The sequence below is a fragment of the Sinorhizobium sp. M4_45 genome (assembly GCF_002885915.1).
Classification (GTDB): domain Bacteria; phylum Pseudomonadota; class Alphaproteobacteria; order Rhizobiales; family Rhizobiaceae; genus Sinorhizobium; species Sinorhizobium meliloti_A.
Map to the genome: position 1 here is coordinate 15,065 of NZ_NWVE01000017.1, position 23,665 is coordinate 38,729.

Annotated in this window: 23 protein-coding genes and 1 pseudogene; 14 read left to right on the forward strand and 10 right to left on the reverse strand. The window is 61.3% G+C overall.

Features of this window, described 5'->3' with window-relative positions:
* Positions 1-15 precede the first annotated feature (15 nt).
* From CN933_RS30195 to CN933_RS30225, 7 genes are all read left to right on the forward strand, one after another.
* Positions 16-1,500, forward strand: a complete 1,485-nt coding sequence (locus CN933_RS30195) for an ABC transporter substrate-binding protein (RefSeq protein ID WP_102763320.1) — start codon at positions 16-18, stop codon at positions 1,498-1,500.
* Between the two features lie 78 nt (positions 1,501-1,578).
* A complete protein-coding gene (locus tag CN933_RS30200) occupies positions 1,579-2,499 on the forward strand; it encodes an ABC transporter permease (protein ID WP_102763321.1) in 921 nt (306 codons plus the stop codon).
* Entirely contained in the window at positions 2,499-3,458 is a 960-nt protein-coding gene (locus CN933_RS30205; RefSeq protein ID WP_102763322.1) for an ABC transporter permease, read from the forward strand. The genes CN933_RS30200 and CN933_RS30205 overlap by 1 nt, the downstream gene beginning before the upstream one ends.
* Positions 3,455-4,441, forward strand: coding sequence for an ABC transporter ATP-binding protein (locus CN933_RS30210; protein WP_102763323.1), 987 nt, complete (start codon positions 3,455-3,457; stop codon positions 4,439-4,441). The genes CN933_RS30205 and CN933_RS30210 overlap by 4 nt, the downstream gene beginning before the upstream one ends.
* Entirely contained in the window at positions 4,438-5,421 is a 984-nt protein-coding gene (locus CN933_RS30215) for an ABC transporter ATP-binding protein (protein ID WP_102763324.1), read from the forward strand. The genes CN933_RS30210 and CN933_RS30215 overlap by 4 nt, the downstream gene beginning before the upstream one ends.
* Positions 5,418-6,146, forward strand: a complete 729-nt coding sequence (locus CN933_RS30220) for a sulfite exporter TauE/SafE family protein (RefSeq protein WP_018096281.1) — start codon at positions 5,418-5,420, stop codon at positions 6,144-6,146. Before CN933_RS30215 ends, CN933_RS30220 begins: the two co-directional genes overlap by 4 nt.
* Positions 6,147-6,153: 7 nt before the next feature.
* Positions 6,154-6,912, forward strand: a complete 759-nt coding sequence (locus CN933_RS30225; RefSeq protein WP_102763325.1) for an SDR family NAD(P)-dependent oxidoreductase — start codon at positions 6,154-6,156, stop codon at positions 6,910-6,912.
* 113 nt (positions 6,913-7,025) lie between these two features.
* On the opposite strand, the gene CN933_RS30230 is transcribed toward CN933_RS30225, so the two are convergent.
* Positions 7,026-7,958, reverse strand: coding sequence for an arginase family protein (locus CN933_RS30230; RefSeq protein ID WP_102763326.1), 933 nt, complete (start codon positions 7,956-7,958; stop codon positions 7,026-7,028).
* Between the two features lie 313 nt (positions 7,959-8,271).
* Between CN933_RS30230 and CN933_RS30235 the strand changes: the two genes are divergently transcribed.
* Positions 8,272-8,832, forward strand: a complete 561-nt coding sequence (locus CN933_RS30235) for a GNAT family N-acetyltransferase (RefSeq protein ID WP_102763327.1) — start codon at positions 8,272-8,274, stop codon at positions 8,830-8,832.
* A 247-nt stretch (positions 8,833-9,079) separates the two neighbouring features.
* Here the strand turns inward: CN933_RS30235 and CN933_RS30240 are convergent, their stop codons facing one another.
* On the reverse strand, positions 9,080-9,865 hold the full coding sequence (locus tag CN933_RS30240; RefSeq protein WP_102763328.1) for an alpha/beta fold hydrolase: 786 nt from the start codon (positions 9,863-9,865) through the stop codon (positions 9,080-9,082).
* A 321-nt stretch (positions 9,866-10,186) separates the two neighbouring features.
* Entirely contained in the window at positions 10,187-11,449 is a 1,263-nt protein-coding gene (locus CN933_RS30245) for an epoxide hydrolase family protein (RefSeq protein ID WP_411921507.1), read from the reverse strand.
* A gap of 677 nt (positions 11,450-12,126) precedes the next feature.
* Here CN933_RS30245 and CN933_RS32180 point away from each other — a divergent pair.
* The 6 genes and pseudogenes from CN933_RS32180 to CN933_RS30275 all read left to right on the forward strand — a co-directional run.
* Positions 12,127-12,277, forward strand: a pseudogene (locus CN933_RS32180) (P-type conjugative transfer ATPase TrbB); the annotation flags it as partial.
* A 70-nt stretch (positions 12,278-12,347) separates the two neighbouring features.
* Positions 12,348-13,220: a formate dehydrogenase accessory sulfurtransferase FdhD gene (locus CN933_RS30255; protein ID WP_026169086.1), complete on the forward strand. Its 873-nt coding sequence runs from the start codon at positions 12,348-12,350 to the stop codon at positions 13,218-13,220.
* A gap of 4 nt (positions 13,221-13,224) precedes the next feature.
* Positions 13,225-13,836 carry a molybdenum cofactor guanylyltransferase MobA gene (gene mobA, locus CN933_RS30260; RefSeq protein WP_180980862.1) on the forward strand — a complete coding sequence of 204 codons (612 nt, stop codon included), beginning with the start codon at positions 13,225-13,227 and terminating at the stop codon, positions 13,834-13,836.
* A 76-nt stretch (positions 13,837-13,912) separates the two neighbouring features.
* Entirely contained in the window at positions 13,913-15,196 is a 1,284-nt protein-coding gene (locus CN933_RS30265; RefSeq protein WP_102763378.1) for a molybdopterin-binding protein, read from the forward strand.
* A gap of 170 nt (positions 15,197-15,366) precedes the next feature.
* Entirely contained in the window at positions 15,367-16,056 is a 690-nt protein-coding gene (locus tag CN933_RS30270; protein WP_102763331.1) for a hypothetical protein, read from the forward strand.
* A gap of 96 nt (positions 16,057-16,152) precedes the next feature.
* A complete protein-coding gene (locus CN933_RS30275) occupies positions 16,153-16,365 on the forward strand; it encodes a hypothetical protein (protein ID WP_018099287.1) in 213 nt (70 codons plus the stop codon).
* Positions 16,366-16,595: 230 nt separating this feature from the next.
* Here CN933_RS30275 and CN933_RS30280 read toward each other — a convergent pair whose 3' ends face one another.
* The 7 genes from CN933_RS30280 to CN933_RS30310 form a co-directional block, all read right to left on the reverse strand.
* A complete protein-coding gene (locus tag CN933_RS30280) occupies positions 16,596-17,621 on the reverse strand; it encodes a formate dehydrogenase subunit gamma (protein ID WP_102763332.1) in 1,026 nt (341 codons plus the stop codon).
* 222 nt (positions 17,622-17,843) lie between these two features.
* Positions 17,844-18,440: a formate dehydrogenase FDH3 subunit beta gene (gene fdh3B / locus CN933_RS30285; RefSeq protein WP_102763333.1), complete on the reverse strand. Its 597-nt coding sequence runs from the start codon at positions 18,438-18,440 to the stop codon at positions 17,844-17,846.
* A 13-nt stretch (positions 18,441-18,453) separates the two neighbouring features.
* Positions 18,454-21,375, reverse strand: coding sequence for a formate dehydrogenase subunit alpha (locus tag CN933_RS30290; RefSeq protein WP_102763334.1), 2,922 nt, complete (start codon positions 21,373-21,375; stop codon positions 18,454-18,456).
* A gap of 7 nt (positions 21,376-21,382) precedes the next feature.
* Complete coding sequence (locus CN933_RS30295; RefSeq protein ID WP_018099292.1) at positions 21,383-21,592, reverse strand: formate dehydrogenase; 210 nt, start codon at positions 21,590-21,592, stop codon at positions 21,383-21,385.
* 44 nt (positions 21,593-21,636) lie between these two features.
* A complete protein-coding gene (locus tag CN933_RS30300) occupies positions 21,637-22,443 on the reverse strand; it encodes a TorD/DmsD family molecular chaperone (RefSeq protein ID WP_245425227.1) in 807 nt (268 codons plus the stop codon).
* Entirely contained in the window at positions 22,421-23,149 is a 729-nt protein-coding gene (locus CN933_RS30305; protein WP_102763335.1) for a DUF3306 domain-containing protein, read from the reverse strand. The genes CN933_RS30300 and CN933_RS30305 overlap by 23 nt, the downstream gene beginning before the upstream one ends.
* Positions 23,142-23,660, reverse strand: a complete 519-nt coding sequence (locus CN933_RS30310; protein ID WP_102763336.1) for a DUF3305 domain-containing protein — start codon at positions 23,658-23,660, stop codon at positions 23,142-23,144. The genes CN933_RS30305 and CN933_RS30310 overlap by 8 nt, the downstream gene beginning before the upstream one ends.
* Between the last annotated feature and the right edge of the window lie 5 nt (positions 23,661-23,665).

A 23,665-nucleotide genomic window follows, 5' to 3' on the forward strand; every position in this document is an offset into this window, starting at 1 on the left:
AATAGGGGAACGTGAATGAGGAAGATACAGAGACTGTCTGCGGGTGCCCTGATGTTACTCGCGTCCACACTTGCCTGTTCGCCAGCATGGGCACAATCCATCACCATCGCCATCGGGTCGGAGCCTTCGACGCTCGATCCGCAGCTTAGGGATGACGGCGGCGAGCGCCAGGTCAACGACAACATCTATGAGACGCTGATGGCAAGGACGCCGACCGGCGAACTCGTGCCGGGTCTGGCCGCGCAGCCTCCGAAGCAGATCGACGCCACGACCTGGCAGTTCAAATTGCGGGACGGCGTCAAGTTCCACAATGGCGAAGCTTTCAATGCCGATGCCGTGGTTGCATCGGTCTCGCGGGTCATCGATCCTGCCAACAATTCCGAGCAGATGGCGTATTTCGGTACGATCAAGGCGGCCGAAAAGGTCGATGACCTGACAGTCAACCTCATGACCTCAGGTCCGGATCCGATCCTCCCTTCGCGCATGTACTGGATGAAGATGATCGCTCCCGGCTATGCCAAGGACGGCGATCTTGCCGGTGCGCCGGTCGGAACCGGTCCGTACAAGTTCGAAAGCTGGAACCGCGGGACGGACCTGAAGCTCGTCGCAAACGCGGACTACTGGGGCGGGGAACCTGAGATCGACGACGTCACCTACCGCTTCGTGACGGAGCCGGGCACACGCCTTTCCGGCCTGCTTTCCGGCGAATTCGACGTGATCACAAACCTCCTGCCGGAGTTCACGACGAATGTGCCGAAGTTCGCTGCCGTTCCCGGCCTCGAGACGTCCGTCTTCGTCCTGGGTACGGACAATGAAGTTACAAAGGACCCGAAGGTGCGCGAGGCGCTCAACCTCGCCATCGACCGCAAGGCCATGGTCGAGGGCCTTTTCATGGGCTATGCGACGATCGCCAAGGGGTCGCACATCAATCCGGCCGCCTTCGGCTTCAACGAGAAGCTGGAGCATTATCCTTATGACATCGAGAAGGCGCGGGCTCTGATCAAGGAGGCAGGGGCCGAGGGCAAACCCCTCGTGGTCGTCGGCGAATCCGGCCGCTGGCTGAAGGACCGTGAGCAGATCGAGGCGGTTGCGGGTTACTGGGCCGAGACCGGGCTGAACGTCACGACCGACATCCAGGAATTCTCGCAGTATCTCGACAGCCTGATGGGCGACGGGCCGCGTCCCGACGCGATCTTCATCGCCAATTCCAACGAACTGCTCGATGCCGACCGGGAAATGTCCTTCATCTACCACAAGGACGGTGCAGCGGCATCGAACTCGGATGCCGAGATGGCCACCATGATCGAAGCGGCACGCGTCGAAACGGATACCGCAAAACGCAAGGCGCTGTATGACGATATCCAGAAAAAGGGGCACGACCTGAACTACACGGTGCCGCTGTTCAATCTCCAGGACATCTACGGAATGTCGGAACGCATGGAATGGCAGCCGCGTGTCGACGCGAAGTTGATGGTGAGCGAGATGAAGGTCACCGAATAACGTCGCCCGCAGGTGGCTTGACCCTTGCCGCGGACCAGTTCTGCGGCAAGAGTTGCCCCGACAACAGGAATGTCTCATATGCTGGAATTCATCCTCCGCCGCCTGTTCCAGGGGGTGCTCGTCGTCTTCGGGGTGACAGCGACCGTCTTCGTCGTGACCCGGCTGGTGGGCGATCCGGTTGCGCTGATGCTTCCGCTGAGCTCGACGGAGGCGCAAAGGGCTGCCTTTGCCCAGCAGATCGGCCTGGACCAGCCGATCGCTACGCAGTTCCTGCGTTTCGTCGCAGACATCGCCACTCTGGACTTCGGAAACAGCCTCTGGCAGCGGCGTCCTGCGATTGAAGTCGTGTTCGAGCGCTTGCCTAACACGCTGCTGTTGATCGCGGCGGGTCTTGGAGCCGCCGTCATGCTTTCGATACCGATGGGCGCCGTTTCGGCTCTGCGTCCGGGCGGACTGGTCGATCGGCTGACCATGTCGGTCGGTCTTCTCGGCCTCGCGATGCCGCAATTCTGGCTTGGTCTCGTCGCCATCATGATCTTTGCGGTGACGCTGAGATGGCTGCCGACCTCCGGCATGGGCACGGCCGCGCACCTTGTTCTTCCGGCCCTTACGCTCGCACTGACGCCGCTTGCGCGCTTCACGATGATGGTGCGCGCGTCAATGATCGACGAACTCAACAAGCCCTATGTCAAGACGGCGAGGGCAAAGGGCCTCGGACTAACGCGCATTCTGCGCGTCCATACCTTACGCAACATCCTGGTTCCCTTTCTCTCTATCTCCGGATGGGAACTGATCGCCACTCTTTCCGGCTATACGGTTGTAGTCGAAACGGTGTTCGCGTGGCCGGGGCTTGGCCTGACGGCCGTGCAGGCGATCCAGCGGGGCGACCTGTTTCTGATGCAGGCCATCGTCTTCGTCATCGCTTTCCTGATCGTCTTGATCGGGATCGTGCTCGACATCCTGTCGAAGGCGGTGGATCCGAGAATGGAATTGAACTGATGGCCGCTCCTGCTTCCGCCGCTTCATCCACTCCTGTCAGCACGAGCGTGCCGCGCGCGGGCATATCGGAACTCTGGCACGACAAGGCCGCTGCCATCGGGCTTGCCTTCATCCTGCTCATCGTTTTCCTGGCTCTGTTCGCTCCGCTTATCGCACCTTACGATCCGGCCGCACAGTCGATCATGGCACGGCTGAAGCCGCCGGTCTGGATGGAGCGCGGCACCTGGGAACACTTGCTCGGAACCGACAATCTCGGCCGCGACGTCCTGTCCCGCATCATCTGGGGCGCGAGGGCGACGCTGACGATCGGCGCCGTCACCTGCCTTCTGGCGGCGACACTGGGGACGGTCATCGGCCTTTGGGCAGGCTTCATGGGAGGGCGCACGGACTCGATCTTGATGCGTCTGGTCGACATTCAGGTCAGCTTCCCCGGCATCCTTCTCATCCTCCTCGTCGTCGCGGTTCTGGGGCCCGGCGTCTGGACGCTTGTTGCGGTCCTGTCGGTGACGAACTGGATGGTCTATGCCCGGCTCGTGCGTGGCATCGTCTCGTCAACCCGTCAGACCCCGTACGTCGAAGCAGCCGAAGTGATCGGCTGTCGTCCTGCACGGGTCATCTTCAGGCATATCCTGCCGAACATCGTCTCGCCGCTGCTGACGCTGGCGATCCTGGAGTTCACCAATATCGTGCTGGCGGAAGCAGCGGTGTCGTTTCTCGGCTTCGGCGTTCAGCCTCCGGCGACGTCATGGGGGCTCGACGTCGCCTCGGGACGGGACTACCTGTTCATCGCGTGGTGGCTCGTGACCTTTCCGGGCCTTGCGATCGTCGTCACGGTGCTGTCCATCAATCTCTTCGCCAACTGGTTGCGGGTAACGACCGACCCCGAGGAACGGGAGAAACGCTTTGCGCGCGCCGAGGCGGTCAGGCGGCGGCGCGGGCGACGGACGGTGGATGCATGACCATGCCTCTGCTCGAGATCGACAACCTGCATGTCTGTTTCGATACGCGCGCCGGCACCGTCCAGGCCCTGCGCGGGGTATCCCTGACCGTCGCACCGGGCGAAACGCTCGGCATCGTCGGCGAATCCGGATCCGGGAAGAGCGTGACGGCACAGGCGGTAATGGGCCTGATCGACGTGCCGGGGCGCATCTCGGACGGTGAGATCCTCTGGGAGGGAAAGCCGCTCGCCGGGTTCGATGTCGCCAAGGCTGCACGCGATATCTGGGGCAGGGAGATCACGATGATCTTTCAGAACCCGATGACATCGCTTAATCCGCTGATGACCGTGGGGGCGCAAATCGCCGAGGTGATCGAGGTTCACATGGGATTCAGCAGGCGGGCGGCGCGGCAACGGGCGGCGGAACTGCTTTCGGCGGTCGGTATCTCCGGGGCGGAGCGGAGGCTCGATCAGTATCCGCACGAGTTTTCCGGCGGCATGCGACAGCGCGTCATGATTGCCATGGGCATTGCCTGCGAGCCCAAGCTTCTAATCGCCGACGAGCCGACAACGGCCCTGGACGTGACGATCCAGGCCCAGATTCTGGAGCTTCTGGCGGAGTTGCAGGAGAAGATGCGGCTGGCGATCGTTCTGATCACCCACGATCTCGGCATCGTCGCAGGCCTCTGTCACCGCGTCGCCGTCATGTATGCGGGGCAGATCGTCGAAACCGGTCCGGTGGATGCCATTTTCGAGAATCCATCGCATCCCTATACGCAGGGTCTGATGCGCTCGACCCCAGGGCTCGATGACGACGAGGAACGGCTGACGGCGATAGACGGAGCTCCGCCGGGGCTGTTGCAGCCGCCTTCCGGCTGCGCTTTCCTGCCTCGCTGTCCGATCGGCGACGAGGGTTGCCGGGTGCCTCAAGTTCTCCGTGCGATGGGTGCGGGCACAGTGGCCTGCCGCAAGGCCGGCGAACAGGCATGGAGGGAGGCAGTATGACGGTCGCCCCAGTGCTGTCGGTTTCCGGCCTCGCCATCGATTACGAACTCTCGTCCGGCGGACTTTTCCGCAAACGCCGGAGCGTCAATGCCGTCAGTGATGTGAGCTTCGACCTGGCGCCGGGTGAAACGCTCGGTCTTGTCGGCGAGTCCGGCTCCGGCAAGACGACCGTCGGCCGCGCGGTGCTCCGCCGCATTCCCGCTGCGCAAGGCAGGATCGTCTTCGGCGGCGAGGACATTACCCATCTCGGCGGCGAGCCGCTGCGACGCCTACGGGCGCGCATGCAGATCGTCCTGCAGGACCCCTATACGTCGCTCAATCCGCGCATGAAGGTCTCGAGCATCGTCGCCGAACCGCTCATCGTCCACGGCCTCGCCGGTTCCGCAGAGGAAGCGCGTGCCGCCGTTTCAGAATTGCTGGAGCGCGTGGGGCTGCCCAGCGATGCCGCGGACCGCTATCCGCACAGCTTTTCCGGCGGACAGCGCCAGCGGATCGGCATCGCCAGAGCCCTGGCGCTGAAGCCCGCACTCATCGTGGCTGACGAGCCTGTCTCCGCCCTCGACGTCTCGGTGCGGGCTCAGGTCGTCAACCTCATGCAGGACCTGCAGCGCGATCTGGGAATATCCTATCTCTTTATTGCCCACGACCTCGCCATCGTGCGGCACATCTCTCACCGGGTGGCGATCATGTATGCGGGGAGGATCGTCGAGGTCGCGCCGCGCGACGCCATCTACGAGCGGCCGATCCATCCCTATACAGAGGCATTGCTGTCTGCGGTTCCGGTTGCCAATCCGAAGCTCCAGCGCGCGCGGCGACGCATCGTGCCTGCGGGCGAGTCCGTCGATATCGCCAATCCGCCGACCGGCTGCCGCTTCCATCCGCGCTGCTCGCTTGCGACGGACCGGTGCCGCGAAGAGGCTCCGCAGCTCCTGCGCAAGACCGACGATCATTTTGCCGCCTGCTGGAATCGGCACTCATGATGGAATTGTTGCTCAGCCCCCAGGGGATAGCCGCGGCTGTCGCGCTCATCCTTGCCGGTGCGGTTCAGGGTTCCACCGGTTTCGGATTCAACATGCTCGCAGCGCCGATGCTCGCCATCATCGATCCCGCCTTCGTGCCTGGACCGATGCTGGCTATGGCCATAGCCGTGAGTGCCGGTGGTACGGTTCGGGAATGGAGCGACGTCAACCGGCAGGATCTGGCCTTCTCCCTGACCGGGCGCCTGCTGGCGGCAGGGGCGGCCGCGTTCTGCCTCCAATTGTTAAGCCCGGATGCCTTTGCGGCCGTCTTCGGCTTCGGCGTGCTCTTCGCGGTGGCGCTCAGCCTTGCGGGGCTGAGGATCGAAACGACGCGCAGTTCGCTCTTCCTCGCCGGGGTTCTTTCCGGTTTCATGGGCACCCTGACCTCGATCGGGGCTCCGCCCATGGCCATGGTTTATCAAAATGCCGGCGGCGCACGCATGCGTGCGACCCTGAACGCCTTCTTCGTCGTCGGCGGCATCATCTCGATCGGAGCCCTTTTCGTCGTCGGCAGTTTCGGCCTCTCCGATCTCCTTCTTGCCGCGACCATGCTCCCCTTCGCTTTCCTCGGCTTTCTGCTGTCGGGCTGGGGACGACGGCTTGTCGACCGAGGGCATGTGAAGGCCATCGTCCTTATCGTGTCGGCGGCTTCAGCTCTTGTTCTGCTTTTGCGCGCATTTTCATGAGGATGCCATGACAGACGCACCAAGAATTCTCATTACCGGTGCTGGCAGCGGAATCGGCGCCGCAATCGCGCGCCGCATCGCAACGCCCGGCATGCGGCTTTTCCTGCACACGGGCGCCAATGCGGAGGGACTGAGGACGGTCGCGGAGGAGGTGAGCGCAAAAGGCGCCGAGGTTGTCACGGAACTCGGAGACCTGTCCGATCCGACCGTTCCCGGACATCTCGTGCGGGCGGCGCGTGCAGCCTTCGGCGGGCTCGACCAGATCGTTTCGAATGCCGGCCGCGCGCAGCGATCGTCGTTCGGTCAGCTAACGGACGAAGACCTGCAGACAGCGTTCGACATGATGCCGATGGCCTTTTTCCGGCTGGTCGACGCCGCTCTGCCGGAGCTGAGAACATCCACGCAGGGACGAGTGGTCGCCGTCAGTTCGTTCGTCGCCCACGGCTTCGGGACGAACGGCATGCATTTTCCCGCATCCGGTGCCGCCAAGGCTGCGCTGGAGGCTCTGGCCAAATCGCTTGCCGCCCAACTCGCGCCTGAAGGTGTGACGGTAAACTGCGTGGCACCCGGCTTCACGCGCAAGGACAGCGGCGGCCATGCCGCCACGACATCAGCAGCGATGGAAAGCGCACGTGCGGTTACACCGAACGGCCGGCTCGGGGAGCCGATCGACGTGGCCGAATTGGTCGCCTTCCTTCTGTCACCCGGAGCACGCCATATTACAGGGCAGGTCATGCATGTGGACGGCGGACTGTTGCTGGCATAAGTTGTGTGGACAGCCGAAGTTCGACCCTCGGGGGCGGTCTGCTTCGGGCGAAACCGAGCCACTCAGTCGTCGGATGGCGCTGGTCTGCAACAGGGCCGGTTGCGGAAAGTCTCCTACAGGGCAAATTGATCGAACGGCCGCCCCTGGGCAACGGAGGGTGCTGCTGTTCCGAGCGCTGCGGCTAGTACGTCGGCCAGGCCGCGTCCGGCGCTGCCGTCCTCATCAAGGCGCGGATTGTAGATGGTAATCTCGATGCCGACTGCCTTGCCGCTTGCCAAGGCAACCCGAAGCGCGGTCCCCAGCTCGTCCCACGACAACCCGCCGGGCATGCGGAAATCGACAGCCGGCATGACGACATCGTCGAGGCAATCGGCGTCGAGATGGATGAAGAAGCCATCCAGCTCCTCTCGCGTCAGGTGGTGAACCGCTTCGCGGGCGGCGGCCTCGACGCCCATCGCGCGCACGGCGGGGAGGTCGATCGCCTTGAGCTCTTTGGGGAGCGGTTGGCTTCCGTACTCCTCCTGGTCCTTGTGATCGCGATACGCGAACGCGACAGCGTTTTTGGGAGGGACCAGAGGACCGCGACCTTCAATGTCAGCCAGTTTCGACGGGCCGTAGCCGGTGACCAGGGCAAGGTCCATTGAGGCGCCCTCACCATTGGGCTCCGCCTCGGGCTGGAAAAAATCGGCGTTGCCGTCGATAAAGAACAGGCCGTAGCTGCCGCGCCGTCGAAACGCGAGCATCGAGCCCAGCACGATCGTGCAATCGCCGCCGAGTACGACCGGAAATTCGCCGGCGTCAAGCACCGCTTCCACCGCGTCGGCGAGCCTGGGCGACCACGCCGCAATTGCACTGGCATTCAGGGTGCCGGTCTCGGGATCAGGCGTAGGGTCCTTCGGAAGCACCGTCAGCCGCTCGGCGCGGCGCGCATGGATGCGCTCCGCGAGACCGAGGCTCAAGAGCTGGTCGGGCAAGTGCTCCACACCGTCGGTCGCGAGGCCCAGCGTAGAGGGGGCTTCGAGAATTGCGTAGGGAAGGGTCGGCATGGGCGCCTCCGTTGGCGGCTACTTTGCGGAGTAGGCATCGTAAAGCGCTTCGATTCGTCCCTACCGAGACATGGTGGATCACAACTACCTCCGCTCCAGCTTTGTCCCCCTAACAGCCGCTTCTGGTCATTGTTCCCTCAAAGCCGACTGTCGTTTGTGGCCAGAATGGACCGAAGCGAATCCGGAACCGCTGAGCCGGCAGCAACCGGTATCGCTTCCACGCCATCCGGGTTACGATGCGTAGCTGAGAACGGGCGTCTCGTCGGACCACCTGCGTCAGGAGGGCAGTGTGAAATCGCCAACAGTGAGAGTTATGGCCGCGGCCGAGGAAGATCTGGCGATCGAAACGGTCATGCTGGCGTTTGCAGCGGATCCCATGGCGAGATGGACCTGGCCGCATGCACACCAGTACCTTGCGGCCATGCCGCGAATGATCCGGGCGTTCGGGAGCAGCGCATTCGCTAACGGAACCGCCTTTTGCACCGACGGCTGCGCCGGGGCGGCGCTGTGGCTATCGCCCGGGGTGCATTCCGACGAGGAGGGGCTTGGTGCGGTGCTCGAGAGCACGGTTGCGCGCTCTCTTGCCCCCGAAACCACGGCCATATTCGAGCAGATGGCCACGTACCACCCGACCGAACCCCATTGGTACCTGCCCCTGATCGGCGTCGATCCGGCGCGTCAAGGCGAAGGTCACGGCGACGCCTTGATGGCGTACGCACTCGCACGGTGCGATCGCGATCACGCGCCAGCCTATTTGGAATCCTCGAACCCGCGCAACATTCCGTTCTATCGACGCTACGGCTTCGAACCGCTCGGCGCGATCCAGGCCGGTTCGTCGCCGACGCTCGTCCCGATGCTGCGGCCGCCGCGTTGAGCTTCAATCAATCGGTCGGAGAGTCGCCCGTCCCTTGCCAGAAGTGCCGTTTCCGGTGGTCTGCGGCACGATCCGCGACGACTTCGAAGCCACTGCTGCTTCGGCAAGGCGCGTCTTTCCTGCCTGCGCCGCTAGCTTCCCTACTACCAGGGCGTAGGGCGGGCGCCGGCTGACCATTTTGATGAACCGGACTAAGATGGTGGGTGTATTCTCCCGACGCGCGATAATGCCGTCGGGAGCTTTGCGACTACTTCTCGGCCGACGCTGCGGCCTTCTCGATAAGTTGGGAGACGGCTCCCGGATGGGAAACCATGAGGACGTGCGAAGCGCCCTTGACGACGACGGTCTCTTTGGACTTTGCGCGCTCAGCCATCCAAGACATCGCGGCGGGCGGAATGTTCTTGTCAGCGTCGCCGTAAACAAACCACGACGGGATTTTCTTCCAGGCAGGCGCGCCAGCCGGCTCCTTCAACGCGGCTTCGGCGACAGGGCGTTGCCCCGCTGCCATGAGCTTGGCTTCAACGAGCGGAACGTCTGCGGCGAACTGATCGGGAAACTTGTTCTGGGCGATGTACAGATCATGACCTCCATTCGGCAGGGTGACCGGCGGGGCGAGGGTAGGGCCCAGGGTACTGCCGGGGAACTTTCCGGTGAGATCGATGGCGGTTTCTCCCGCTTCCGGCGCAAACGCCGCGACGAAGACCAGAGCCTTGACGTTCTCATGACCGTTCGCGGCGCTGGAGATGACGCTGCCGCCGTAGGAATGGCCGACAAGAACAATCGGCCCCTTGATCCCGGAGAGAATGGCCGAAACATAATCAGCATCGCCCTTGACGCTTCTGAGCGGATTGGCGGCCCCTACGACAGGATAGCCGTCTTTTTCCAGCTCCCGCACGACACCGTTCCAGCTGTTCGATTCTGCGAACGCACCATGCACGAGTACGACAGTGGGCTTCTGACCGGCAAAAGCCGGCCCAGCAAGGGCCAGAGCACTCGCTGCCAGGGCCGCGAGGATATGCGTGTAGCGGGACATGTGATCTCCTTTCGCTTGAAGTGACCCGCGAATAAGAGCTTTCGGGTGTATCCGCGATATGTTCGAAACGCGCGGCGGTGTAACGAAGTTTGTCGCGAGAACGCAGCGTACATCTGCTTACAAATGTTTATATCGAGAGCGTCGCCGCAGGAGGGGCGTGGACGCTGGCAAATCGATCCCCGCGGCGACGCCGCAGCCGGCGAGAAGTGCGGGGATGAGCCATAGCATGCGCTATGGGCATCATCGCTGAAGGACAGGACGAAGCCCGCAAAGCGAAGATGCGGCCTCCGGAAGGAAGCCGCAGCGATGTGGGATTGGAGTCTAACGCATCGACTTAAAAGCGGCCCGCAATTCCTCGGCAAACAGCTGCGGCTGTTCCCAGGCAGCGAAATGGCCACCCTTTTCGACCTGGTTGTAGTAGACCAGAGATGGGTATGCCTGCTTGCTCCAGCTTTCCGGTGCCTTGTAGATTTCCTTCGGGAACACCGTGATTGCCACGGGCACCTTGATGTCTTTGGTCTTCTGGGCGTCGGAGCTGAAGTTGTTGTTGTTGTTCTCCCAGTAGAAGCGCGACGACGACGCACCGACGTTCGTCAGCCAATAGAGGGTGATGTCGTTGAGCATCTCGTCCCGGGAGAGGACATTTTCAGGCACGCCGTTGCTATCGCTCCATTGAACGAATTTCTCATAAATCCACGCCGCTAGACCGGATGGCGAGTCCACTAGCGAGTAGCCGATGGTCTGCGGGCGGGTCACCATCATTGCGCCATAGGCGGCGTTCCTGCCGAAGAACGTGCTAAGGGACCTATAGGCTTCCCTTTCGGGCTGCGATAAGCTTACCGGTGCCGGATCGCCTGCATTGATGCCCCTCATCAGCTCCCCTGGAACAGTCGCGGGCATGTTGAGGTGAATGCCGAGCAAGCCCTTCGGAGCTTGCCGCGCCAGCGCATCAGAGATCACCGAACCGTGGTCGCCACCTTGGGAAACATAGGTCGAATATCCCAGACGTTTCATGAGCACGTCCCAAGCTTTCGCGACCCGCTCCGGTCCCCATCCGAGTTCGGTAGGCTTGCCGGAGAATCCATGACCGGGAATCGACGGGATCACGACGTCGAACGCATCTTCCGCGCGACCACCGTAGGCGGTTGGATCGGTAAGTGGACCAATTGTCTTGATGAACTCGAACTGCGATCCCGGCCAGCCGTGCGTTAAAATGACGGGGAGGGCGTTTGGGTGACGCGACCGGACGTGGATGAACTGGATATCGACCCCATCAATCGTGGTAATGAATTCCGGCAGGGCATTCAGCTCCTGCTCGGCCTTACGCCAATCATACTCGCTTCCCCAGTAGCGAATCAGTTCCTGGACACGTTGGAGCTGGATGCCCTGGGAGATATCGCCGACAGTCTCCTTATCCGGCCAACGCGTGTTCGCGATCCGCTTGCGAAGATCGTCGAGCTGAGACTGCGGGACATGAATTTCAAACGGGCGAATGCTTTCATCCGCCTGCTGGTTCTTGGAACTGACTAAGGTGGTTTCAGCGGCACTCGCCTCTCGCAGGGCTGTGACCGGCAGCAGCATCATGGACCCAATAGCAAGCGCGATGGCGCGGTCAGCAATATGATTCCGGCGGGAAAATGTGTCGATAGCAGTCATGTGGCCTCTCCTTGTCTGTGTCGATTGACGACAATCAGTGCGGAGCGGGATCTACGAACCTGACGTATCTGCCCTGCTTCAGGATTTTATGCAGTTGTATCAAAGCGTTTACTGAGCGGCTTTGACACGATTCCATACGAAGAATTCCGGAGTTAAAGCGGCGCGTCGCCCGAATGGGGGCTGTCGATAACCCCGAGCAAAGGTGTTCACCATCAACTAAGACCCTTGCAGTTGAAGACGGCGCATCCGGATCGGGCGTGTCCTGCTAGATAGCTTTTCGCATAATGCCGAACAGCGTTACCATCGAGATTTCTTTCAGCACCGTCCGGGCCGGAATCGGTTGATTGGGCCATTCTTTGTTGCGTTTTCGCCGCATTATTACTAGGCAAAATCAATTACTTATTCTACAATTGTTAATGTACGAGTCTCACCAGCTGACAAGGAATATAGAGTCGCCCGCCTACTTCCTGCTCTTGGGTCCTCGCCGACACCAGCACATTCAAGAAGCTCCGGCCCGCCAACTATCGCGCTCAAATCGCTGGCCACCGTAATGAAGCAGCTTAAAGGAGACATCCGCGACAAAGCTTCGATCCCATCCTCGACTCGTGCGCAAGCTTCAAGAAGCGCTTGGCGATCAGTTCTGCGTTGCATTGGATGATCCGAGCGTCACCGAGATCATGCTGAAACCGGACGAAAACTGTTCATTGAACGCTTGGACCCGGCGTCGCACCGGCAGGCGAGATGTCGTCGGCTGCTTGACGGACATCACCTGCTACTGCACTTTATTTACAGACCCATAACGGCAACCCTCTTTTGATGGTGACCAATGGCGGCTGACTACATCATAGGACCGAACACAGAGAATCCACGGCTGACGCGATCTGTCATGGGCGTGGACCATCTTGGCGAAAAGCTCGAACTTTCGGTTATCGAGGAGCGGCCCCTCACCATCTTCCTCAACTCGCAGGAGATCGTCACGGCTATGACGATCGGCGACTACCCGGAATACCTCGCGCTCGGGTTCCTGCGAAATCAGGGGATGCTAGATCCTGCAGAAACAGTTACCGATGTTGAATATGATGAGGAACTTGACGTGGTTGTCGTCCGGACCGAGAGCCGCACGACGTACGAAGAAAAGGTCAAGAAGAAGACCCGCACGAGTGGCTGTGCTGTAGGTACGGTGTTTGGCGATATGATGGAGGGCCTGGTGGGGCTGACCTTGCCGGCCGCGCCAATGCGGACGTCGTGGCTCTACACGCTGGCCCGCACGATCAACACTACGCCGAGCCTGTATCTTGAAGCTGGCGCGATCCATGGAACGGTGCTGTGCAAGGAGGACCGACCGCTGGTCTATATGGAAGATGTCGGTCGTCACAACGCGGTCGACAAGATCGCCGGCTGGATGCTCTTCGAGAAAGTGGGAGCTGAAGACAAGATTCTCTACACCACCGGACGGCTTACGTCCGAAATGGTTATCAAGACCGCCATGATGGGGATTCCGGTGCTCGCGTCGCGCTCAGGCTTCACGGCCTGGGGCGTGGAGATTGCGCGCCAGGTAGGGCTGACACTGATTGGACGCATGCGTGGTAAACGCTTCGTCTGTCTAACGGGAGAGGAGAGGCTGATCTGGGATGCTGATCCCGAAACCGTACCTGAGGATGAGAAACATCACCGCCGCAAAGGCGCACTAATTGACTAAAATTATGGGTGTCATACTGGCCGGAGGCCGTTCCACTCGTATGGGTGGCGGCGACAAGGGCTTGCTGCGGCTCGGCGATGTAACGCTGCTCGGTCATGTACATGCACGGCTTGCGCCGCAATGCGCGGAGCTTGCGATCAACGCCAATGGGGATCCAGCGCGCTTTTCAGATTTCGGGCTTCCTGTGCTTGCCGATACGCTGCCGGATTATCTTGGGCCTCTGGCGGGTGTTCTCGCGGGCCTCGAGTGGGCGGCCGAAGAGGGCGCGGATGCGATCGTGACTGCGGCGGCCGATACGCCTTTCCTCCCCCGTGACCTGGTGGCCAGGCTCAGCGACGCGGCGGCACAGAAGAAGGTTCCAATAGCGCTGGCCGCCTCTCCGGACGAGGCGGGATCGCTGCGCCACCATCCCACCTTCGGTTTGTGGCCTGTCGGTTTGCGCGAGGACCTCCACGCCGAACTTTCAGGCGGGCTTCGCAAGATCATGCTTTGGGCCGAACGGCATGGCACCGCGACTGCGCTGTTTGCGTCGGCGCCGTTCGATCCGTTTTTCAATGTCAACACGCCGCAGGACATGGTGCGCGCCAATGCGATTCTGCACGGAGATTTGACATGACCTTCTACGACGCGGTCGACTGTGCCAGCACACGAAAGATCGGCGCCGTCGGTCTCGTTTTTCATTGGGCTTGCTGATGTCGATGACGCCTCCTCCGCTTACGCCACCACGCTTGAAGAACGATTGTTTCGCCCTGCCGCCGGGCGTCGATTGGACCCCTGTGGATACTGCGCTCGGCCTGCTACGGGCAAACCTGTCTCCTGTTGTGGATATCCAGGAACTCGACGTCTCTGATGCGCTCGGCCGCGTTTTGGCGCACCATGCAGTTGCACGTCGCTCCAATCCGCCCGCCGCCAACTCAGCCGTCGATGGATACGGTTTTGCTCATGCGGCTACCGGCGAGGGACTCCAGACGCTGCCGCTGATCGAAGGCCGTGCGGCGGCGGGTGTGCCATTTTTAGGCCCTGTGCCGGAGGGAATGGCGGTCCGCATCCTGACCGGAGCAATTCTTCCCGTAGGGGTCGACACGGTGGTTCTGGAGGAGGATACCGCCACCGATGGCCACCGCATAGCCTTCCACGGTCCGATCAAGATGCGAGCAAATACCCGTAAGGCCGGCGAGGACGTGATCGCCGGCGATGTCGCATTGCCGGCCGGGCATCGCCTGCGCCCGCCAGATCTGGCGCTGCTGTCTGCCGTTGGCGCCACAAGGGTTTCGGTTTTCCGTCCGCTGCGCTTGGGTGTGCTGTCCACCGGTGACGAGATCGCCGCGGATGCTGGCGGAGCCCTTCTGGAAGTCGGCCGCATCTATGACGCCAATCGGCCGATGCTTCTGGCAATGGCTCGGCGCTGGGACCATGTGCCTGTAGACCTTGGTCATGTCGGCGATGACCGAGCAGCACTGGCCGCCCGGCTTGACCGAGGGGCAACAGAGGCAGATGTAATCTTCACCTCCGGCGGGGCTTCGGCGGGAGACGAGGATCATGTCTCGGCGCTGTTACAGGAGGCCGGTGTGATGCAAAGCTGGCGTATCGCCGTCAAGCCGGGCCGCCCGTTGGCGCTTGGCTTGTGGAGGGGTGTTCCGGTGTTAGGCCTGCCGGGAAATCCGGTCGCGGCCTTCATCTGCGCTCTAATATTCGGCCGCCCGGCCGTCTCCGCGTTGGCCGGCGAGGGATGGGAGGAGCCAATGAGTTTCACGGTTCCGGCCGCTTTCGAAAAGAACAAGCACGCAGGCCGGCGCGAGTATCTGCGGGCGCGATTGACGCCGGAAGGTGACGCTGAGGTTTTCCGGTCGGAAGGTTCGGGGCGGGTCAGCGGGCTTTCCTGGGCCACCGGACTTGTCGAACTTGCCGATGGCGCCCGCCGGGTCGCACCGGGCGATCCCGTTCGTTTCCTTCCCTACTGCTCTTTTGGATTGTAGTCCATCAAAACGGACGAGGACAACGCTACCGCAAGGGCTCGGAGTGCCAACGATGGAACCTAAAATCGGTGCCAGCGGTTACCGTTGAACTTGCAAGTTAAGCGATGATCCCGCATGTTAAGCAAGAATTTCCATAGTCGCTGCCTGATCAACAAGACAAGGAGCTGGCGATGAGAGAAATCATTCTCGCGGGAGCGTTCGCACTCTCAACTTCGACTTGCCTCGCGCAGACTGCGACGCCACCGGCGCCCCTATCTCCCCAATCGGCCTCGCCAATAGAGGCGGCTGCCTCGCCACCAGGCGGTCCGGCCAACCTGTGTCAGGAGATTCTTAGCTTCATGAAGGCTCCCCCTCCAGACGCGCCTCAAGCTGCCGATGCGAAGAAAACTGCCGTGACGGCCGCTCAGCAGGCAAAGCCTCCGCAGCCCGCCTTGAGCCAGCAAGGCTCGGCCGGTTTGGCTGGCACGGCCACCACCGGCAAAGACCCCTCGGGGGGCGGCGGGAGTAATTCGGCGCAGGCCGTTACCGGACAGGACGGCGTCGCAACCGATGCACCTGAGCCGGGCAAGGATCAGGCGAATGCCGGATCGGTTGCAAACGCACCGCAGAAAGAGTCACGGGCAGCGCCGCTCCCGCCCGCCGATGTGATGAGCACGCCCAAGGAATCCGTGCTGAGCATGGAAGCGGCCCAGCAACTCGCCGACGCGAACGATATCGCGGAATGCCAAAAGACGGCCCGGAAGATGAGAGTTGCCGGCGTTGCCATGCCACCGCCGCTGATTGCATTGGCAGCATTGGATATCCGGTATCAGCAGAATTCAGGCGCAGCTCAAAATCCCCCTGGGACTAGCGGCCCGTAGGAGAACGATAAGATGCCGGAATTGTGCCCAGACGAATAGCCCGTTGGCACCTGGTCGCGGCTGCATCGAGTGGCAACGGAAGCGAAGGAGTCCGCAATGGGGATAATCGTGACGGGAGTAGTCGTTGTAGGAGCGATCGCGTTTGGTACCGGCTATTATTTTACGAACGTACAGCCGGCAGAGCCTGCTTGGGAGGTCTACAGGACCGAGGGCGCCCGGGTTGGGGATCCAGGTCACAATCTCGTCGGAAAGAACTGGTCGGGCGAACCCGGCAGCGTTTCTGCGGACAACGAGGAGAAACCTTCGTAGGAGGCTCCGAGCGTCTTTTGCACAGGTGACATTCAAACCCTCTGATCACCCTCTGATCGAACATCCGAGCGGTCTCAAAATTTGGCCCTTTCGTCCTCGGATGCCTCGCCTTTCAGCAATCCAGAACTGCTTTGCATTAGGTTCTGCCAGAGTATTTCGCGGCACAGGTGGCGCAACTCTGCCACGACGCGCGATACGCAGATCGCCGTTCGGGTGCGAATATGGCTGGTCTATTCCGCCGGCTCAGCGGCAGTATGCGGCGGTGTCCGGGCACCGGTCTTGCCTTGCTGCTCTTCCACCCAGGCGCTGTGATGTTCCTTGGCCCAGTTCAGGTCCACCGAACCAGAGCCCATTGCCTGCCAGGCACCTTCCATACCGAGCGTGCCGATATAGATATGCCCAATGATCACAGCGATCATGATGAGGCCCACGATGGCATGGACATATTGGGCCATCTGCATGCCGTTGACGTCAGTGAAGGAGAACGGAAACAGCATGAACACGCCTGAGACCGACAACGCAGTCCCCCCCACCACGACAGACCAGAAGATGAGTTTCTGCCCGGTGTTGAAACGTCCCGCCGGTATATGCCTTTGGTTCGACCGGTCGAAGAATCCGCCGGCGGACTTAAGCCATTTTGCGTCGTAGCGGTCCGGGAGATTGTGTCGGATCCACGTCAACAACATCAATACGACGCCGAGCATGAACGCCCAGGATACGAAATGATGCGCGTACTTGGCCCAGATCGACCAGGTCGAGAACGCCTCCGGCCCGATCAGCGGCATCAACAGGCGCTTTCCGAAGATCAAGTTCAAACCGGTGATCGCGAGGACGATGAAGGCCGTTGCGGTTGTCCAATGGAGCAGGCGTTCCAGCGCGTTGAACCGGAGAATTTTTTGACCTGATTCGCCTGCCTGTGTCCGAATACGGCCCCGGATGAGATAAAACAGCGCGATGGAGAGCAGCGTGCCGATAATGATGAACGCACCAACCCAGGGTAGAGCAGTCCGCTCGAAGGTTTGATAGTCCCGACCTTGAGGTTGTTGCAGCGTTGTGGCCTTGCGGTCGGGTATCGTGACCCGACCCTGGATCTTGCCGAGCTCATCAAGAAGCTGCTGCTCGCTCACCCCTTGCGCACCGGGGTTGTTGACCGGTGCGCGCTCCTGCGCCCCGGCGGGCGCCATCCATAGGACGAAAGCCAGTATGAATGCCGCAACCGCCGCCGAGACCAGTCGATAAAGGCTCCAGATCCGCATTTGCTCCGTCCTCCCAACTTCGCTGCGACGCCAAGCAGCACCCGCTATCTCGATTTTCCCGGACCATCGTACCGAAACGGAACCCGTTTCCGGCTATCCCGATGTTCGACCGAAGCGCCGAAGCGTCCTTCCTGAGCGTGAAAGGATGATGCATGGCGCTCCATCCTCAGGTTCCAGATCATCTTATCTGCATTCAGATCACTTTATCGGCTGCAGGATGCCCTAGGCGTCCACTGTCTCCCGATAGGCGGTATGCCAGCCCCATGCGCCCGAGCCATAGCCTCTCTGCGTCACACGCTCCTTGTAGATCGCGGCAATGATCACTCCGTCGCCAGCCAGCAGCGATTTCGTCGAGCACATCTCCGCACAGAGTGGCAGCTTGCCTTCGGCCAGCCGGTTGGCTCCATATTTCGCATACTCGACCTCCGTCGAGTCGGCCTCCGGTCCTGCCGCACAAAACGTGCATTTGTCCATCTTGCCGCGTGAGCCGAAATTGCCGACGCGTGGATATTGCGGCGCGCCGAACGGACAGGCGTAGAAACAGTAGCCGCAGCCGATGCACAGGTCCTTGGAATGCAGCACCACGGCATCCGCAGTGGTGTAAAAACAGTCAACGGGACAAACTGCCGCGCAGGGTGCGTCCGTACAGTGCATGCAGGCCATCGAGACGGAGCGTTCGCCCGGCTTGCCGTCATTGATGGTGACGACACGCCGCCGATTGATACCCCACGGAACGTCGTGCTCGTTCTTGCAGGCGGTAACGCAGGCATTGCACTCGATACAACGTTCGGCGTCACAAAGGAATTTCATCCGTGCCATCTTCGTTCCTCCGCTACACCGCAACGATCTGGCAAAGCGTAACCTTCGGTTCCTGCATACCCGTTACGGGATCGTAGCCGTAGGTGGTGATACTGTTGGCGCTTTCGCCGAGAACGTAAGGGTCGGTCCCTTCGGGATAATTGGCTCGCAAGTCCTCGCCCCGGAACCAGCCGCCGAAGTGGAAGGGCATGAATGCGACACCCTTGCCGACACGCTCGGTGACCAGAGCCTTTACCTTTGCCTTCACGTCGTTCTCCGCTCCGTTGACCCAGACCCAACCTCCGTCACTGATGCCGCGCTCGGCTGCATCGTCGACGTTGATCTCGACAAACATGTCCTGCTGCAACTCGGCAAGCCACCGGTTCGAGCGGGTTTCCTCACCGCCACCCTCGTATTCGACGAGGCGTCCGGTCGTCAGAATGATCGGGAACGATTTCGCGGTGCCATTGTCCACAGCCGCCTTCTGCACACTGAAGCCGATATTGGGCAGGCGGAACTGCTTGGCGTCTGGATAGGTCGGATACTTGGCTACAAGATCCACCCTGGGCGTATAGATCGGCTCGCGGTGGATCGGCACCGGATCCGGCAAATTCCAGGCAAGCGCCCTGGCCTTGCCATTCCCGTAGGGGTGGCAGCCATGGCTGAGCGCCACGCGTTGGATGCCGCCAGACAGGTCGGTCGACCACGACACCTTGCCGATGTCGCCCATATCATCGCCAATCGTCTGGATGATGCCTAGTTCTTCCGGGGTGAGATCCCGATCCCAGCCGAGTTTCTGGAGCACGGCCATGGTGAACTCCGGATAACCGTCGGTGAGTTCGGAACCTTCCGTGTAAGAACCCTCGGCAAGAAGCGTTTCGCCGTTGCGTTCCACGCCAAAGCGGGCGCGGAATGGGCTGCCCCCGTCCATGACATGCAGGCCGGTGCTGTAGAGGTTTGCAGTTCCCGGGTGACGGAGTTCCGGTTTTCCCCAGCATGGCCAGGGCAGACCGTAATAATCGCCGCCGACCTCCGGGTCGTCCTTCGGCGCGCGCAGGGTGAGCAGATCGAATTTGTGCTGGTTGCGCATATGCGCCTTGAGCCGCTCGGGCGACTGGCCACAATAGCCGGTCGACCAGCCGCCGCGGTTCATTTCACGCAGCACGTCCTCGGGTACCGGCCGATCACCTTCGACGGCGATGTTCTTGAACATCCATTCGGCGAGGCCAAGCTTCTGTGAAAGCAGGTACAGGACCTGATAATCGTCCTTCTGCTCGAAGCTTGGGGGGACGATCTGCTCGCCCCACTGGAGCGCTCGGTTGGAGGCGACCCGCGATCCCGAGGTTTCGAACTGCGTGCAAACCGGCAGGAGATAGGTGTTGTCCTTGCGCCCCGCCTGCACCGCGAGCGAGGCCCAGGTCGTGGGGTGAGGATCGGCCACGACAAGCAGCTCAAGTCCGGCAAGCCCCTTCATCGACTCGGGGATGCGCGTGATGCTGTTGCTGGCGTGGCCCTGTACGAACATCGACCGCATGATGTCGGGTTGCTCGACGTCTTCCTTTGGCAGTGAAACCGAATCGAACCATCGGGTCAACGGAATGCCGGGTGTTTCCATCAGTTCCTTGGAAGAGAACTGGCCCAACAGGTCGTCATAGGGGATCTCCCACACCCGCCCCCAATGCTTCCAGGCCCCTTCCGTCAGACCGTAGTAGAAGGGCAGGGTGACCACGTCGAGCCCGATGTCCGTCGCGCCTTGAACGTTGTCGTGGCCGCGGAAGATATTGGCGCCGGTGCCCGGCTTGCCGATGTTGCCGGTAGCGAGACACAGGATGCAGCTCGCCCGCGTATTCGCGGTCCCAACAGTGTGGTGCGTCTGGCCCATGCACCAGATGATCGTCGAGGGCTTCTGGGTCGCGAACGTCTCGGCGATGCGCTTCAACTGCTCGCCGGGCACGCCGGTGATCGTTTCCACCTCGTCCGGGGTGTACTTGGCGACCTCCTTTCGAACCTCATCCATTCCGTAGACGCGTTGCGCGATAAATTCCTTGTCCTCCCAGCCATTCTCGAAAATATGCCAAAGCATGCCCCAGATCAGCGCAATGTCGGTGCCGGACCTGAAGCGGACGTATTCGGTGGCGTGGGCAGCCGTGCGCGTGAAGCGCGGGTCCATGACGATGAAATTGGCGTTGTTGAGTTCCTTTCCCTCAAGCAGATGTTGCATCGCGACCGGATGCGCCTCGGCCGGATTGCCGCCAAGAACGAGCATCGTCTTGGAATTTCTGATGTCGTTGTACGAGTTGGTCATCGCGCCGTAGCCCCAGGTGTTGGCTACGCCGGCAACCGTCGTCGAATGACAGATACGGGCCTGGTGATCCTGATTGTTGGTTCCCCACAGAGCGGCGAGCTTGCGGAAGAGATAGGTGCCTTCGTTGGAGAATTTCGCCGACCCCATCCAATAGGTGGATTCCGGCCCCGACTTCTCGCGGATCTCGAGAAGCTTGTCGCCGATGCCGTTGATCGCATCCTCCCAGGTGGTACGCTCCCATTGGCCATCGACGAGCTTCATCGGGTACTTCAGACGACGGTCGCTGTGCACGAGTTCACGTACGCTGGCGCCTTTGGCGCAATGCGAGCCGCGATTGAAGGGGCTGTCCCAGGAGGGTTCCTGCCCCGTCCACACGCCGTTCTGGACCTCCGCAGTTACGGTGCACCCGACAGAACAGTGGGTACAGATGCTCTTTTTGAGTTCAATCGGCACGCCCGGTTGGGGGGGGCTGATCGCGGCGGCCTTTTTGACTGTGCCGAGTTGGAACGAACCGAGTGCCGCCAGGCCGCCGGCGACAAGGCCGGAGCGCCGGAGGAATGTCCGCCGGTCCAAGGGGGCCGCTGCCATGCCTCCGGTCAGGGTTTGCAGATGCGTGCGGCTTGCCTGCCGATCCTTGCGCTTCGTAAGCATGGCACCCTCACTTCTGCTCAGGATAGCGATTGACGCGATAGTAGGCCTTGACGTGGTCCGTTTCGCGGTAGCGGCCCCGCATCTCCTCTTCGCCCGGGTCGTAGGCCTCAGCATCGGTGGGACAGAGCGCCGCGGCCGCGACGACGGTCGTCGTTGCGCCGCCGAATGCCTTAAGGAAGTAGCGCCGGCCCAATGCCGTTTGTCGCTCGTCTTGCATCTTGGCATCCTCCTCCTCAGTGGGCTTGGCGCCCGGGCATGCGCCTATGCGTTCTGCCGTGCCGCCATGGCGAAGGCTTCGCTGTCGATCTCGATGAAAAGCCGACCGACCGTGCCGACCGACCGGTAGAATTTGGCGGCCTTAGCGTGTTCCAGGTCGCTGAAGAAACGCCCGGCCCACGGCTCGACGTGGCGTTTGAAGAAATCCTGCTCCTCGTCGTGGGAGACGGCAAAGTGATTGCCGGCAAAGCCGCTCATCATCTCGCATATGCTGGCCAGATGATCCTCGGGTTCGCAATTGCCCTCGGCGCGCTCGATACCGAAACGGGCCATGTCTGCCCGCAGGCGCGCAAGCGGGCGCTCGTTGAGGAAGCCGGTGAGATAATAGGATGCGTAGGGAAGGAGTTCGCCGCGTCCCACGCCAATGAACAGCTCGGAATATTCGCGACAGATCGCATCGTGCGAATACGATGCTGCCGCTTGAGCAAGTGCGATGTGAGCACGGCCGAGCGGTGCATCGCTGTTGTCCTGCAAGCATGAAAGCCTGGCGAGCGATTCCCTGTCCGGCGGGGTGATCAATAGTGAGGCGAGGAGTGCGTATTCGTCCGCCCGGGCCTGGTCGATGTCATCGAGAACAGCTGTTCCTGCACCGAAGATTGAAGCATCCGCTCCATCTGGCTGTTCCCAGGCCTGATCTGAAAGCAAGTCGGGGTTCATCATACCTTGACCGTGCTGCCTGAATGGGGGTTTCTCATAGTAACCCGATACCGAACGAATGCAACAGCCTGACCTTGACGGGTTACCACATAAGATCCCGGCAAATACCAGATCAGCGTGGCATCGCTCCGCCATGTCGGGGCCCAGAGTAAGCCTCGGGAAGCTGAGAAGGACTCATCTTGTCCGGCGAATGCGTGTGAGATTTGAATTCAACCGATGCGCTCACATTGGTTGACGCCTCGAGAGCTGGTGGCTCTATCGCCGGCGGCTCGTCGGTGGCTGGCTTTTCCGTCGCTAAATTCTCTGGATCCTCGACAGGAAGTGCCGCATCCGGCACGGCATCGCCGCGTTGTTCATGTGGCGGAACGGCCTCCGGTTTCGTAAGGGTGTCAACGGCGCGCGCCCCTTTTGACAGGAAGCCCACCACGGTTTCCTTTGCGTCGAGCGGACCAAACCCCCCCATCGAGCCTGGTTTGTTGAAGTCCCAGGCATATTCCGAAGGGCCGACGAAGTCGCGGATTCCGGGGTCCAGTGACCATGCCTTGCGTAACGCCGCATGCTTCAGCGCCAACGGAACGCCTTTCTTCAAGAAAGCCGCAACGTCGCTTTCGGCAGTCAGGTCTTCGAGGTGCGGGAGGGGCTCGACCACCCCAACACCCTCAAGCTCCGCTGCTTTCGCCTCTCGCTGGTTGCGCTCAGGACAGGAGGCCACCGGATCGTTATTCTCGGCGACCTCGCCCGATGCCTGGTCCAATTCAGGGGCCGCCGGCTTTTGCTCTCGCCGTGAGGCCAGCTTGCGGCGCGACCAGCGGGCAAGATGATTGTCGCTGCCGTCACTCATCCCTTGTCGTCCTGCTTTGTGAGCCACCATGAATCCGACTTGCCATGGCTTCGGGATCTGTCCGATCACGCTTGCGTTTGACGAACGCACGCTCGACATGATGAGCTTCCACGAATGCGGCAAGGCGCTCCTGTATTTCAATCGGCATCGCAACGGCTTCGATAATGTCTGTGTTGGTTTCCGTCAGAGCTTCGGCCTCAGCCGGATCCGCTGTCACCAGATGGACTACGATCCCCGGAGCTGAATCCGTGAGTCGGAGGGCGATCCAAAGGCTAGGCCGCTGTGAACGCAGGTTCTCCCGGTACATCGCCGTATCCGTTCCGAAAAATTCAATGTCGGATGTCCCTGCATAATAGCGCGTAAGCCTCGTCGTCTGTTCGAGCACCGTCCATGGTGTCGCGACCGGTGCGCCCGCGAGCGCGGCGACCGGTACCCAGGAATGATCCGCCCATGGGCTATCCAGGTCTCGCCTCTCCACGATCACACCGACTTTTTCCGTTTCCCGCACCATGACTG